Annotated in this window: 10 protein-coding genes and 1 tRNA gene; 6 read left to right on the top strand and 5 right to left on the bottom strand. The window is 73.2% G+C overall.

Annotated features, from left to right (window positions below):
• Positions 1-200: 200 nt before the first annotated feature.
• Positions 201-1,202, bottom strand: a complete 1,002-nt coding sequence (locus ACFYVL_RS41515) for a glycoside hydrolase family 5 protein (protein ID WP_389254737.1) — start codon at positions 1,200-1,202, stop codon at positions 201-203.
• A gap of 225 nt (positions 1,203-1,427) precedes the next feature.
• On the bottom strand, positions 1,428-2,159 hold the full coding sequence (locus ACFYVL_RS41510) for an SGNH/GDSL hydrolase family protein (protein WP_389254735.1): 732 nt from the start codon (positions 2,157-2,159) through the stop codon (positions 1,428-1,430).
• A gap of 392 nt (positions 2,160-2,551) precedes the next feature.
• Between ACFYVL_RS41510 and ACFYVL_RS41505 the strand changes: the two genes are divergently transcribed.
• The 5 genes from ACFYVL_RS41505 (at position 2,552) to ACFYVL_RS41485 (ending at position 8,212) form a co-directional block, all read left to right on the top strand.
• Positions 2,552-3,112, top strand: a complete 561-nt coding sequence (locus tag ACFYVL_RS41505; RefSeq protein WP_389254733.1) for a DoxX family membrane protein — start codon at positions 2,552-2,554, stop codon at positions 3,110-3,112.
• 489 nt (positions 3,113-3,601) lie between these two features.
• Positions 3,602-4,510: a phosphatidylinositol-specific phospholipase C gene (locus ACFYVL_RS41500; RefSeq protein WP_389254731.1), complete on the top strand. Its 909-nt coding sequence runs from the start codon at positions 3,602-3,604 to the stop codon at positions 4,508-4,510.
• Positions 4,511-4,623: 113 nt separating this feature from the next.
• Positions 4,624-4,742: transfer RNA gene (locus tag ACFYVL_RS41495), tRNA-OTHER, on the top strand.
• Between the two features lie 298 nt (positions 4,743-5,040).
• Positions 5,041-7,200 carry a glucose PTS transporter subunit IIA gene (locus tag ACFYVL_RS41490; RefSeq protein WP_389254729.1) on the top strand — a complete coding sequence of 720 codons (2,160 nt, stop codon included), beginning with the start codon at positions 5,041-5,043 and terminating at the stop codon, positions 7,198-7,200.
• A gap of 160 nt (positions 7,201-7,360) precedes the next feature.
• Positions 7,361-8,212: a PRD domain-containing protein gene (locus ACFYVL_RS41485; RefSeq protein WP_389254727.1), complete on the top strand. Its 852-nt coding sequence runs from the start codon at positions 7,361-7,363 to the stop codon at positions 8,210-8,212.
• Positions 8,213-8,279: 67 nt separating this feature from the next.
• Here ACFYVL_RS41485 and tsaD read toward each other — a convergent pair whose 3' ends face one another.
• The 3 genes from tsaD to ACFYVL_RS41470 all read right to left on the bottom strand — a co-directional run bounded on the left by tsaD (position 8,280) and on the right by ACFYVL_RS41470 (position 12,084).
• On the bottom strand, positions 8,280-9,335 hold the full coding sequence (gene tsaD, locus ACFYVL_RS41480) for a tRNA (adenosine(37)-N6)-threonylcarbamoyltransferase complex transferase subunit TsaD (protein ID WP_389254801.1): 1,056 nt from the start codon (positions 9,333-9,335) through the stop codon (positions 8,280-8,282).
• A gap of 47 nt (positions 9,336-9,382) precedes the next feature.
• Positions 9,383-10,867, bottom strand: a complete 1,485-nt coding sequence (locus ACFYVL_RS41475; protein WP_389254725.1) for an FAD-binding oxidoreductase — start codon at positions 10,865-10,867, stop codon at positions 9,383-9,385.
• Positions 10,868-11,031: 164 nt separating this feature from the next.
• Positions 11,032-12,084 (bottom strand): hypothetical protein, encoded by a 1,053-nt coding sequence (locus tag ACFYVL_RS41470; RefSeq protein ID WP_389254722.1) that lies wholly within the window; start codon positions 12,082-12,084, stop codon positions 11,032-11,034.
• A 121-nt stretch (positions 12,085-12,205) separates the two neighbouring features.
• On the opposite strand from ACFYVL_RS41470, the gene ACFYVL_RS41465 reads away from it, so the two are divergent.
• Entirely contained in the window at positions 12,206-13,351 is a 1,146-nt protein-coding gene (locus tag ACFYVL_RS41465; protein ID WP_389254720.1) for a methyltransferase, read from the top strand.
• Positions 13,352-13,384 lie beyond the last annotated feature (33 nt).

The following is a 13,384-nucleotide window of genomic DNA, read 5'->3' as shown; positions in this document are numbered from 1 at the left end:
CGGCGGGACGGCGGCCGGGTCAGAGCTCTCGCTGAGCGCGTCATGCCCACGACAAAGCGGGGGCACCGCGCCAGGCCGCCATCAGGAAGGGTAGTTGATAGGAAGGTTTCCTACCAGTACTTCAACCGGGGCTGTGCGGAAGGAAGTTGAGCGGGCGGAGGAGGGTGCCGCCGGGCCCGGGGCGAGTGCCGGCCGGACGGTCAGGCGCGGATCTTGTTCCGGATCCAGACGCCCGCCTCCTTGAGGACCGAGGTGCCGGTCCACTTGTCGTCGGCGTCGCAGACGCCCTCCTTGAAGACGGCGCCCGAGCGCTCGTCGTCGGAGTAGTTCCAGTTGACCCAGGAGATCTTCTTGCGCTTCATCAGGTCGAGGTACTTCTGCGCCATGGCGAAGTCGTTGGCGCCCTCGCCCTTGTAGTTCTGGGTGCCGAACTCGGTCACGAACACCGGGAGTTTGTCGGAGGCCCGGTCGAGCGTCGACAGGTACTCCTCGTCGTGCGAGGCCGCGTAGAAGTGGAACGTGTACATGATGTTCGAGGCCTGCACCGGGTTCTTGACGACCTCGGACTCGTCGGAGCCCTCGGAGACCCCGAAGGACGACCAGGCGCGGGTGCCGACCAGGACCACCGAGTCGGGGTCCTGCGCCCGGATGACCGGGATGATCTTCTCCGCGTACGACTTGACGCGGGACCAGCTGACACCGGACGGCTCGTTGGCGATCTCGTAGAGCACGCCGGGGTTGTCCTTGTACTTCTTCGCCATGGCGGTGAAGAAGGTCTTGGCGCGCGACAGGTTGTAGTGCGGGTCGCCCGGCTCCAGCATGTGCCAGTCGATGATCGCGTACATGCCCCGGGCTATCGCCATGTCGACGAACTTCATCGCGCGGGCGGTGAACTTGGCCGGGTCGTCCTCGTAGCCCTCGTCCTGGACGTACGTGGAGATGCGCATGACGTCCGCGCGCCAGTCGTTGGCGAGCGCGTCGACGGACTTGTCGGTGACGCACTGGGGGTACCACTGCGTGCCGTGCGTGCTCATGCCGTTGAGCTGGACGGCCTTTCCGTCGGCGTCACAGAGCTGGGTGCCGCAGACCTTCAGGGGGCCGTTGACCGCCTTGGCGCCCTGGGGAGCGGGCGCGGCGGTCGCGGGGGTGGTGGCGGACAGCGAGAGCAGAACGGCCGCGAGGGAACTAGCAGCCATGGACATGACAGATCGCTTGGACCGGTGCATCACGGGGCTCCAGATGTGGGGGTGGGCGTGCGTCCTGGCGTGAAAGTTAGGGCGCCGCACAGACGGCGTCAAGAGTGTTGGGAAACCTTCCTAACGATTAAGCGGAACGAAGGAAGGCCCCGCCGGGGACGGGGAGTCCACCGGCGGGGCCCTTTCGCACCGCGGAACGCCGTGGGGCCACCGCGAGGCCGCCCCGTGAGGTCAGGGCAGGCGCAGCCGGTGCGCCACCCGCCGGTAGAGCGCTTCGTGCCCGGCGTCGTTCGGGTGGAAACCGTCGGTGGTGTAACCGCCGAACGCCGGCCGGCCCGCGGGCAGCCGGTAGGCGGAACACAGATAGAGATCGGCGCACGGAATGTGGATGCCGCCGGCCTCCGCGACGCAGTCGCCGATCAGCTCGTCCCAGGACTCCACCCGGGAGACCGGGTACGCGGAGCCCTCCGGGGTCCACTGCTCGGTGCTGTCGCTCCACACACCGAGTGCGACGATCACCGCGCCGGGGTTCGCGGCGGCCACCGCCCCGAACAGGACGCGGGCCGCGGTGTGCGTGTCGTCGGGCGTGTAGACGTAGCTGCCGTCGCGCTGTTCGCGGCAGTCGTTGGTGCCGAGGCCGACGACGACCAGGTCGCACCCGAAGGGCACGCTGTCCACGCTCGCCAGGCAGGTCACGCCCTGCGCGTCCCGGCTGGTCGCGCCCTTGACGCGGGTGACCTGCCAGGTCTTCTCCAGCCTGGACTGCAGCAGGGTGGTCCACGTCCCGCTCTCGCGGGAGGAGAAGCTGCCCCGGCCGGTGATGCTGTCGCCCAGGACTCCGTACCGGAGCGGCGTGCCGGGGGGTGCCAGTTGGGGTGCGCGGGGGACGGGGGCGGCGGCGCCGACGGTGCAGAGCGTGGCAGCGGCGGCGGTGGTGAGCAGCGTACGGCGGTCGAGGATCATCGGGCGGTCCTGACGGGGAGAAGGGAGCCGGAGATCGGGGCCTGGGCCCGGCACCACACACCTTCCCCATGATCGCCATCGGGCCAATCCCCCCGTCCTCCCTACGGGTGAGCGTCCCGGACCGCCCTCGGCGGGCCCCGGTCCGCCCGTGCGAAGGCGTCCCGGGCCGCCCCTGCGGGGCCGCGCGCCTGGGCAGTACGCGGGCCGGCGCTCCGGACGGGCACGGGGCCGTCTGGAGCAGTACCGCCCGCGGGGTTGCCGCGCGCGCCCGAGAGTGGGCGTGACGTGCGGGGTTGCCGCGCGCCCGAGCGTGGGCGTGATGTGCCGCCGCGCACCGGCGCCCCGGTGTCCGCGCGTCGTCCGGCCCCGCACCCGACCCCCTGGGAGAAGACATGGCCTCCGGCCTGAACCGGCGCGACCTCGGCCTCCTCGTGCTGCGCGTGAGCACGGGCACGGTGCTGGCCGCCCACGGCACGCAGAAGCTCTTCGGGTGGTTCGGCGGCGGGGGGATCGAGGGGACGGCCGCCGCCATGGAGTCGATGGGCTTCACTCCGGGCCGGCAGAGCGCCGTCGCGGCGGGGGTCGGCGAGGCGGGCGGCGGCGCGCTGCTCGCCCTCGGGTTCGCCACTCCGACGGCCTGCGCGGCCGCCGCGGGGGCGATGACCGGCGCGGTCGCCGTGCACGCCCCGGCCGGCTTCTTCGCCCAGTCGGGCGGCTACGAGTACCCCGCCTTCCTCGGCGTCACCGCCGCCGCGATCGGCATCGCGGGTGCGGGCCGCCTCTCGCTCGACCACGCCACCGGCCACCGCTTCGACCGGCCGTGGATGGTGGCCGCCGCCTTCGTGGGCAGCGCACTGGCGGCAGCCGTGACGGTCGGCCGACGGCGGCAGGAGCAGCGCCGCAGGGAGGAGACCCGCGCGTACGAGGAGGACCTGGCAGCCACCGCCCGCTGAACCGACCACTGCCCGGCCCCGTCTGCGCCCGCCCCGAGCCTCCTCCGGGACACCCCCTCACGCCGAGACACCCTGCGGAACCGCCGCACGGGGATACGCCCGTGCGGCGGGGAGCAGTGCGCCCGGAGACGCCTGTACGTCGGGGGCCTCACGACCGGAGGCGCCCGCACTCGCGGAGGTGGCAGCACTCCTGAGGCCGCCCCGCACCCGGCGGCCTCACGCCCCGAAGCGACCGCGCGCCCGGGAACTTCACGCCCGAGGCGACCGCGCGTCCGGTGCCCCCTGCGTCCGGCCGCCAACGCTGCCGCGGCCCGAGGTCAGCGCCCCCCGAGGGTGCCGTTCACCGTTCGTTCACCCATGTTTCGCCGATGCGTCTCCGCCGTCGGCCGGTAAACCCCAAGTGCGGCCTTTCGCACTCTGGTTGACGCTCCGCAAGTGTGCTTCGATGCGCGCGAGCGACCGGAGCGACACCAGGGAGAAGAGTTGCGCATGGACCGACGAGGGTTCCTCAGGGGCGCCGCGGCGCTCTCCGCCGCCGGACTTCTCACCCACGCCGGCACCGCGACGGCGGGCGCCGCACCGGCCCGGGGCGGGGTGCGCGGACGGACCGCACGCGCCCTCGGCGTACAGAACTGGATGGCCGGCATCGATTCCGCGCGGCCGTTGCGCACGCTCACCGTGCCCGGTACGCACGACTCGGGCGCCAGGTTCGGCGGCTGGTGGGTGGAGTGCCAGAACACCACGATCGCCCAGCAGTTGAACGCCGGAATCCGGTTCCTCGACATACGGTGCCGGGCCTTCGAGGGCTCGTTCACGATCCACCACGCGGCGTTCTACCAGCGCCTCAACTTCGACGACGTCCTCACCGCATGCCGCGACTTCCTCGCCGCGCAGCCCTCGGAGACGGTGCTGATGCGGGTCAAGCAGGAGTACTCGGAGGTCTCCGACGCGGAGTTCGGCGGACTGTTCGCCGACTACCTGGACCGGCGGGGCTGGCGCTCGCTGTTCCTGATCGCCGACGCGCTGCCCCCGCTCGGGCAGGCGCGCGGCAAGGTGGTCCTGCTCGCGGACAACGGCGGGCTGCCCGGCGGGATCCGGTGGGGCGACTCCTCGGTCTTCGACATCCAGGACGACTACCAGGCCGAGCCGTTCGCCAAGTACCCCAAGATCGAGGCCCAGTTCAGGAAGGCCGCCGCCGAGCCCGGCAAGCAGTACATCAACTTCGTGAGCACCGCCGCCGCCCTGCCGCCCCGCTCGAACTCCGACCGGCTGAACCCCAAGGTGCACACGCTGCTGGACAGTTCGGGCGCCAGCGGCTGGAAGGGCCTGGGCATCGTCCCGATGGACTACCCCAACACGCGCGCGGGCCTGGTGGAGTCGCTGATCCGGCACAACTGAGCGCCGGCGCCCGGGGTGCGCGGGCACAGCACGCACCACGGGACTCCCCCGCCGCGCCGCCCCCGCTGCGTACCCTGGGCCGCAGCGGGGTGGCGCGCACTCCCGCAGGTTGTGGTGCCGTGGCAGAGCGGCCCATCGCGATCGCCGCGGGAGAGGACCCTCGCGCGGCGACTGACGGGGACGGGGCGGTCCTGCCTCCCGCCGTCCGCGGGTTCGAATCCCGTCGGCACCACAACCGCCCCCTCCAGGAACACCTCCCCCTTTCCGGGCTAAAAACAGTGTTTGCCGCAAATCGCCTTACATGGTGTTAAGGTCACGCTTGATCGATCTCGATCGCAGGGTTGTTACTCCCCGAGGTCGCCACCGTCGTCGCCGCGCGCGACGCCACGGCGGCGCACCGCCCGAGGGGAGGCAAGGCCTGGGAGGCGCCTCGTGCGCCCCCCGGGCCTTTTTTGTTGCCCGGTCACGGGCGCGAGAGGGATCGGCGACACACGCAGGCCGGCAAGAGCCCGAGGGTGCAAGGACGCATCATGAACACACACGCGCCGGGGACCGGCACGCTGGCGGAGCAGATCCTCCGCGGCGTCGGTGGCCCGAAGAACATCGAGAGCCTCACGCACTGTGCGACCCGGCTCCGATTCCAGCTCCACGACGGGTCGAAGGCCGACAAGGCGGCGCTCGACTCCCTCAAGGGCGTCATGGGCACCGTCCCCCAGTCCGGCGACCGCTTCCAGATCGTGATCGGCGGGGCCGTCGCGGGGGTCTACGCCGACATCATGGCCCTGCCCGCAATGAAGGCGGGCGGCACCTCCCGCCCGCGGACCGACGCCGAGGTCAAGGCCGCCGCGCGGGCCAGGAGCCGCGGTCGCTACGCCTGGCTCGACAACTTCTTCGAGTACCTCTCCGACTCGTTCCGCCCGCTGATGGGCGTGCTGCTCGGGGCGTCGCTGCTGATAGCCGCGACCTCCGTGCTCGAAGCCTTCGGGTACATCGACACACGCGCCGCCGACAAGTCCGCCACCTGGGTCTTCGTGGACGCTATGTGGCGCTCGGTGATGTTCTTCCTGCCGCTGATGGTCGCCTACAACGCGGCCAGGAAGCTGAGGATCGACCCGTGGCTGGGCGCCACCGTGATGGCCGCGGTGATGACCCCGAACTACCTGAGCATGCTCGGTTCGGCCTCCAAGGTCCCTGGCGTGAGCTGCGTCACCAACGAGACGCTGGGCGCCGAGCAGTGCACCGCCAAGGTCTTCGGACTGACGATGCAACTGAACGACTACGGCGGCCAGGTGTTCGTCCCGCTGGTGATGGTCGCGGTGCTGGCACTCCTCTACAAGGGCCTCCAGCGCGTCTTCCCGGACAACATCCAGCTGGTCTTCGTGCCGTTCTTCAGCATGCTGATCATGATCCCGGTCACCGCCTTCCTCATCGGCCCCATCGGCATCTGGGCCGGCAACGGACTGGGCTCCGGTCTGGCCTGGCTGAACGGCAACGCCCCGATCGTCTTCGCGATCATCATTCCGCTGCTGTACCCGTTCCTGGTGCCGCTGGGGCTGCACTGGCCGCTGAACGCGCTGATGCTCCAGAACATCAGCACCATCGGCTACGACTTCATCCAGGGCCCCATGGGCGCATGGAACTTCGCCTGCTTCGGCGCGACCGCCGGTGTGCTGCTGCTCTCGATCCGCCACCGTGAGAAGGAGATGCGCCAGACCGCGCTCGGCGCCCTGGCGGCGGGTCTCCTCGGCGGTGTCTCCGAGCCCTCGCTCTACGGCATCCACCTGCGCTTCAAGCGGATCTACCCGCGGATGCTCGTCGGCTGCCTCGTCGGCGGTCTGATCGTGGGCGCCCTGGGCGGTGTGGACGCCAAGGTCTTCGCCTTCACCTCGGTGCTGACCATCCCGGTCTTCTCCCCGATGGGCATCTACGGCATCGCGGTCGCGGCGGCCTTCTTCACGGCGATGGCGCTGGTCTACTTCTCGGACTACCTCACTCCGGAACAGCGCGCCGAGGTCAACGCCGAGCGCGACGCGGCGGAGGCCGCGGCCCGCGGCGGTACGGCCGCCGCGGAGCACGAGCCGGCCACCACCGGCGTCACGGCCGGTGACCGGGAGCCGGTCGCGGCCGGTGCCGCCACGGACGACCGGGTACTGGCCGCCGTCGGCGCCACGACCGCCGGCGCCTCCTCCGGTACCGGTGCCGGTGCCCGTTCCGCCGGCGGCTCCGGCGCCGGGGCCGCCCTGGAGCTGCTGGCGCCGGTCACGGGCCGGGCAATGAGCCTCGACGAGGTCACGGACCCGGTGTTCGCCTCCCGCGCGCTCGGCGAGGGCGTCGGCATCGAGCCGTCCGACGGCCGGGTGGTCTCCCCCGTCGGCGGCGAGCTGATCACCGTCGCCGACACCGGCCACGCCTTCGGGATCCGCACCCCGGGCGGCGTCGAGGTGCTCGTGCACATCGGCATCGACACGGTGCGGATGGCCGGGAAGGGGTTCGACGTACGCGTCGAGGCGGGCCGGAAGGTGTCGGCCGGCGATCTCCTCGTCGAGGTCGACCTCGACGCCGTGCGCGCCGCGAAGCACCCGGCCGTCACCCTGCTGACCGTCACCAACACCGCGGACCTCGCCTCGGTCGAGCCGCTCGCCGGACGGGACGTCACGGCCGGTACCCCCGTAGTGACCGTACGGCGGTGACGATCCGTCATCCCACCGGTGCGCGCCCCTGTCCCCGCCGCGGGACGCGGGCGCGCACCGCGGCGGTTCGGCAGCGGTCGGCGAACAGGTGGAAAAGGGGCGGCGCGCGGTGCGCGATCATGGGACAGGAACGGATCACGGACGGAAGGCGGGCCCGGCGGTGAAGGCGCTGCGCGTCCTCAACAACAACGTGGTCCTCGCCCGGGACCCGAGCGGTCAGGAGGTCATACTCACCGGGCGGGGCATCGGGTTCGGCGCCCGCCAGGGCAAGCCCATCGACCCCTCGCTGATCGTGCGCGTCTTCGTCCCCGCGGACGGCCGCAACCCCGACCACCTGGCCGAGGTGCTCGCCCTCATCGGCGAGGACGTCCTGCGGGCCGTCGTGATCGCCCTCGGCGAGGTCGGCATCGAGGGCCGCGAGTCGACCCGGCCCACCCTCGCCATCGCCGTCGCCGACCACGTCGCGGGCGCGCTGGAGCGGGCGGGGCGGGGCATCTCGGTCGAGTACCCGCTGCGCGCCGAGGTGCAGACCCTGTACGCCGCCGAGTACGCCCAGGCGCAGCTGCTGCTCGGGGCCATCAACGAGCGGGTGGACCCGCGGTTGGACCCCTCCGAGGCGACCGCGCTCGCACTGCACCTGGTCAACGCGGGCTTCGCCTCCGGCGACCTGTCGTTCACGTACACGATGACCGGGATCATCCAGCAGATGCTCAACGTCGTGCGCGAGCGGTACGGGCTGGACCTCGCCCAGGAGTCCATGAGCGCCGCGCGGTTCATCACGCACGTGCGCTACCTCTTCGTACGGATCCAGCAGCACCGGCAGCTGAGTGGCCACGAGTCCACCATCGGCCTGGGCATCCGCCAGCACTACCCGGAGGCGACCCGCACCGCGCTGCGACTGGCGCGGATCGTCGAACTGCGCCTGGAGCAGCACCTGAGCGAGGACGAGGTGTCCTATCTGGCGCTGCACGTGGCCCGGATGACCACGGAGGCGGACGGCGCCGCCGCGTGAGGCCGGAGCCCGCGGCGGGAGCGCGCGCCCGCGTCGCCCGACGGCGGCCGGGGCGGGTGCGCCGCCGTCACGCGACGCGGGCGGGGCGGGCGGCCGGGTGCAGGGCCGCGTACTCCAGCGGCGCCGACGGGTCGACGGACACGTCCAGCGCGGCGGGGTCGGCACCCGCCCTGACGAGGAGGTCGCCGACGGCGGCGATCATGGCCCCGTTGTCGGTGCACAGCGTCAGCGGCGGCACCCGCAGCGCGACGCCCGCCGCCGCGCACCGCTCCTCGGCCAGCGCGCGCACCCGGGAGTTCGCCGCGACGCCGCCGACCACGACCAGGGTGGCGACCTCGTACCTGCGGCAGGCGGCCAGCGCCTTGCGGGTCAGCACGTCGGCGACGGCCTCCTGGAGCGAGGCGGCGCCGTCGGCCAGCGGGATCTCCTCGCCGCGCGCCCGGTGCTGCTCGGCCCAGCGGGCGGCGGCCGTCTTCAGCCCGGAGAAGGAGAAGGCGTACGGGTCGTCCTTGGCTCCGGTGAGCGGGCGCGGGAAGGCGACCGCGCACGGGTCGCCCTCCCGGGCGGCGCGGTCGATCGCCGGTCCGCCCGGGTAGGGGAGGCCGAAGACCCGGGCGACCTTGTCGAAGCACTCGCCCGCGGCATCGTCCACGGTGTCGCCCAGGTGCAGGATCGGATCGCGTACGAGGTCGCGCACGAGCAGCAGCGAGGTGTGGCCGCCGGAGACGATGAGCACCACGCACGGATCGGGCAGCGGCCCGTGCTCCAGGGTGTCGGCGGCGACGTGCCCGGCCAGGTGGTGCACCCCGTAGAGCGGGACGCCCGCGGCGTAGGCCAGGCTCTTCGCGCCCGCCAGACCGATCTGGAGGGCGCCGGAGAGTCCGGGGCCGGTGGTCACGGCGACGGCGTCGATGTCCCGTACGCCCAGCCCGGCCTGCTGGAGCGCCTCCCGCACCACCGGCCGGAACGACTGGAGGTGGGCGCGGGCCGCGATCTCGGGCACCACTCCGCCGAAGCGGGCGTGTTCGTCCATGCTCGACGCCACGACGTGCGCGAGCAGCCGGCCGCCGGAGACGATCCCGGCACCCGTCTCGTCGCACGACGACTCGATGCCCAGCACCACCGGAGCACTCACGCCCTCACCTCTCGCACATCCTGCGTTTCTGCAAACTATGTGCAATAAGGTACTCCCCCGTCGGAGCGGGACGGGCCGAAGCGGCCTCGGGCGAACACCCCGTGCGGATCCAGCGCGCCGGCCAGCCGCCCGTGGAGCACCGGGTCGGCGGCCCCGGTCAGCGGGTGGTCGACGTCCGGGCGGTACGCGGGCCAGCCGCGCGCCCCGAAGGTGGTGTGCAGCCGGTCCAGGGTCCGATGGGCGGCGGCGGTGGACACCGGGTCGGCGGGGTCGAACCGGAGGGTGACGACATGGTCGACGGTGTCGGCGTCGAGCACGTTCATGGTGATGCCCGGCCGGGCCGCGCCGTCCGCCAGTGCCGCCCCGACCAGCGCGGCGGCCTCCGCCACGGCGGCCCCTTCGAAGGGGACCACCGGCAGGAACATCAGCAGCCCGCCGACCCGGTCGAGACAGCGCGCGCAGGTGCCTGCGGTCTTGCGGCGGAAGAGGCTGTCGTGCGGATCGTGCACTCCCGCGTACGCCGCGTGCACCTCGGCGTCGGCGGCCCGGGAGGGGCCCTCGCGCAGCGGGCAGGACGCCTCGCGCAGCCGCGCGGCGAGGACGCCGGTGCGCGCGGCGACGGTGTCGGCGTCGCCGGTGAGGGCGATGTGGGCCAGATGGGCTCCGGCGGAGCCGGTGGGTCCGGAAGGGCCGCCGATGCCGTAGGTGCGGGCCGCGACGGGGTCGTAGATCTTGGTGGTGGCCGGGATGGAGCCGCCCGCCGTCCAGGCCCGCAGGGTGTCCACGGCCTCGGCGAGCGCGTCCGGCGGGAAGACGACCGGAAGGACCCGTACCGCCCGGGGCCGGGGCAGCAGCCGCACCACCGCGGCGGTGACCACCGCCCAGGAGGCCTGGGTGAAGAGGTGGTTGAGGGAGGGGCCGCGCCCGTGCGGCTGGACCACGGCCGGGCCGTCCGGGGCGGGCCACCAGCCGGTGCGCACCCGCGCTCCGTCCGCGAGGACCAGTTCCAGTCCCGCCAGGTCCTCGGCGCGCGGCCGGTGCAGGCCGACACCGCGTTCCAGGATGTTCCCGATGACGCTGGTGTGACGGGAGGCTCCCGTGAGGTTGAGCATGCGCTCGGTCCCGGCCAGCCGTTCCGTCAGCCGGCCCTGGGTGACACCGGGTTCGACGACGGCCCAGCCTCGGCGGATGTCGGTCTCGCGGACGGCGTCGAGACCCGACAGGTCGAGCACCGCCGCGCCGTCCTCGACCGGGAGCCCCGAGCCGAGGCCCCAGTTGCGGCCGGTGGAGACGGGGTGCAGCGGGGTGCGGGAGCCGGCCGCCGCCCGCACCAGGTCCACCACTTCGGCCACGGAGCGCGGCCGGAGCACACCGGCGGTCCGGCGCGGCCCGAACCGCCCCGCGTCCGGCGGACCCGCCTCCCGGACGCGGGGAACGGCACCGGGAACGGCTCCCGGAGCGGTGGGCGGGGCGGCGCCGGGGGCTGCCCCGTGCGGGGCGCCGGGAGGCGGGGCGGTCATCCGGGATGTCTCCTGACGGTCACGGACCCGGGCGGGCCGGGCTGGTCCCTGGCCCTGGTCCCGCCGACGGCCGGAGCACTCGGCGGGGCCAGGGGTGAAGCGTTTCCCCTGTAGGGGTGACGAAGCGTTTCCTCAGTACCTTCGAAAGGGTGACTCCCGGACGGTCACGGGGACGCTGTCGGAGCCGGGGCAGGAGCGGTGGGCGGGGCGGGCGGGGCCGGGGCCGGCGAAGGCGTCAGGTGGCCGAGCCGCTGGCGCGCCAGTCGCTGCGCGGCGGCGACGCCGCTCTCGGCGCGCTCCCCCGCCGCCTGGGCCGCCTGGGCCATCAGCAGGCTGGGTTCGTCGGCCCCGCCGAAGCGGTCGCACACCCACACATGGGCCTCGTAGAGGTGCTGGACGGCCGCGTGGACCGCGTCGCGCGAGCCGGGGTCGAGCCGGTCGAGGCCGCCCCCGCGCTTGAACCGGCGCATCCACGTGACGAGTTCCAGGTGGTCCCGGGTCTGCAGTCCGCTGAACCCCGCGTTCACCGCGGGCGGCGTCATCGTCCGGCGCACCTGCGGGTACATCTCGGGCGGGAAGTCGGCGGCGTACCGCATGGAGACGGCGGCGCTGCGGCACAGCCAGGCGAAGGAGCGGACCGCTTCCTGCTCCTGGGCGGCGGTGGCGCCCTCGCGGTCGAGGCCGCGCAGCGCGACGGTGAGCAGTTGCAGCATCACGAAGAACCGCTGGTGGCCCACGAGCCAGCGCTGGTTGGCGGCCTCGACGGGATGCGCGGGCTGCCAGGCCGCGACCTTGGAGACCGGCGGCAGGGCCCCGGTGAGGAAGCCGGTGACGCCCAGCAGCAGGTTGTCGGGGTCCGGGTCCAGGGTGCTGCCGCTCGCCGCGCAGTCGTCCTGCACGAGTACGTCGCTGACGAGCACGGCCCCGGCGAGCAGCGCGGCGCTGTCGCCCAGGGCGCGCCGCACGGAGAAGAAGGCGTCGTGCACACAACTGCCGGCGGGCGGCTCGTCGGCCACCCGGACCGCTTCGCCGCCCTCGGCGGCCAGCCGTGCCCGCAGTTCCGCGCGGGCGGCGGCCTCCTCGGGTCCGGCGCCCATCGCGGCGGTGTACGCAATGCCGTACCGGGCCGTCAGTGCGGCGAGCCGCTCCGCGACGGGAGCGAGGGTGCCGGGGAGTTCGGCGGGGAGAGGCAACACCACGGCGGTGGGTCCGTCCATACCCGCAAGGTACGTCACAGAAGTCTCCTGAAACCTCAAGTTGTTACGCACGGAAATTTCACAACTACTATACGTAGTCGTTGGATTGGTTCAGGACGCGGAGAAGTCGAGGAGCGGTGCGATGACGAGTGCGGCGGCCACGGAGCAGGAGCGGTCGGCGGAGCGGCAGCGGGACCCCGGGCCGGGCGGCGAAGGCGGGCCCCGGCCGCCGGGGGTGACGCCCGTGCCCCTGATGGAACTGACCACCGGCTTCTGGCGGTTCAAGGTGCTCGCGGCGGGCGTCGAGCTGGGGCTGTTCACCCTGCTGGAGCGCCTCGGCGGGGCCGGCGCCGAGCGGATCAGGACCGAGCTGGGCCTGCCCGCGCGCCCGGCCCGGATGCTGCTCGCCTGCTGTACCGCCCTCGGCCTGCTGGAACGCCTCCCCGCCCCGGACGGCGCCGCGCGCTACCGCAACTCCCCCTTGGCCGCGGCGTTCCTCGTCGAGGGACGCCCGCACTACTTCGGCGGCTTCGTCGGCTACTCGGACCGCTACGGCTACCCGGGCTGGGGCCGCCTCACCGAGGCGCTGCACGCGGACCGGCCCACCACCTGGGACCCGGACGCCCAGGAGTCGGCGTTCGTGACCGCCGATCCGGCGGTCCTGGAGGGGTTCTGGGGAGCGATGTTCACCCTCTCCTCGTTCACCGCCGCCGCGCTGGGCGAGGCGTACGACTTCACCGCGCACCGGCGGCTGCTGGACGTGGGCGGGGGCGCCGGGGCGTTCCCGGTGAGCCTGTGCCGCCGCTATCCGCATCTGCGGGCCACCGTGCTCGACCTGCCCCGGGTGGCGGCGATGGCCCGCGCGAAGGCCGCGGAGCTGGGTCTCGCGGAGTCGATCGGGGCGGCGGACGGCGACTTCCTGCGCGATGCGGAACTGCCCCCGGGCCACGACGTGATCCTGCTGAGCATGATCCTGCACGACTGGGACGAGGGGACGTGCCGGCGGCTGCTGGAGAAGTGCTGGGCGGCCCTCCCGCCGGGCGGGGCGGTGGTGATCTGCGAACTGGTCCTGGACGACGACGAGTGCGGACCGGCCCCGGCCGCGCTGATGGGGCTGAACATGCTGGTCGAGACACGGGCGGGCCACAACTGGACGTACGCGGAGTACGCGCGGTGGCTCACCGCGGCGGGGTTCGGCCCGATGACGGTGCTGCCGCTGGACGCGGCGGGGGCGAACGCGGCCCTGGTGGCGCGGAAGGAGTGTGCGGCCGCGGTGAACCCGGCGTAGAGATCCGGGTACGGGCGGTCCGCCCCGCCCGCC

The sequence above is a fragment of the Streptomyces sp. NPDC004111 genome, from assembly GCF_042874215.1.
Taxonomy (GTDB): Bacteria; Actinomycetota; Actinomycetes; order Streptomycetales; family Streptomycetaceae; genus Streptomyces.
The sequence above is the reverse complement of the archived record's forward strand: the minus strand, read 5'-3'. Positions and strand labels throughout refer to the sequence as shown.

Bases quoted from the DNA above. Each gene is read 5' to 3' on its own strand.
- ACFYVL_RS41500 (WP_389254731.1), top strand. From the start codon at position 3,602: ATGGACCGACGAGGGTTCCTCAGGGGCGCCGCGGCGCTCTCCGCCGCC.
- ACFYVL_RS41510 (WP_389254735.1), bottom strand. From the start codon at position 2,159: ATGATCCTCGACCGCCGTACGCTGCTCACCACCGCCGCCGCTGCCACG.
- ACFYVL_RS41515 (WP_389254737.1), bottom strand. From the start codon at position 1,202: ATGTCCATGGCTGCTAGTTCCCTCGCGGCCGTTCTGCTCTCGCTGTCC.
- ACFYVL_RS41470 (WP_389254722.1), bottom strand. From the start codon at position 12,084: ATGGACGGACCCACCGCCGTGGTGTTGCCTCTCCCCGCCGAACTCCCC.
- ACFYVL_RS41475 (WP_389254725.1), bottom strand. From the start codon at position 10,867: ATGACCGCCCCGCCTCCCGGCGCCCCGCACGGGGCAGCCCCCGGCGCC.
- ACFYVL_RS41465 (WP_389254720.1), top strand. From the start codon at position 12,206: ATGACGAGTGCGGCGGCCACGGAGCAGGAGCGGTCGGCGGAGCGGCAG.
- ACFYVL_RS41505 (WP_389254733.1), top strand. From the start codon at position 2,552: ATGGCCTCCGGCCTGAACCGGCGCGACCTCGGCCTCCTCGTGCTGCGC.
- ACFYVL_RS41490 (WP_389254729.1), top strand. From the start codon at position 5,041: ATGAACACACACGCGCCGGGGACCGGCACGCTGGCGGAGCAGATCCTC.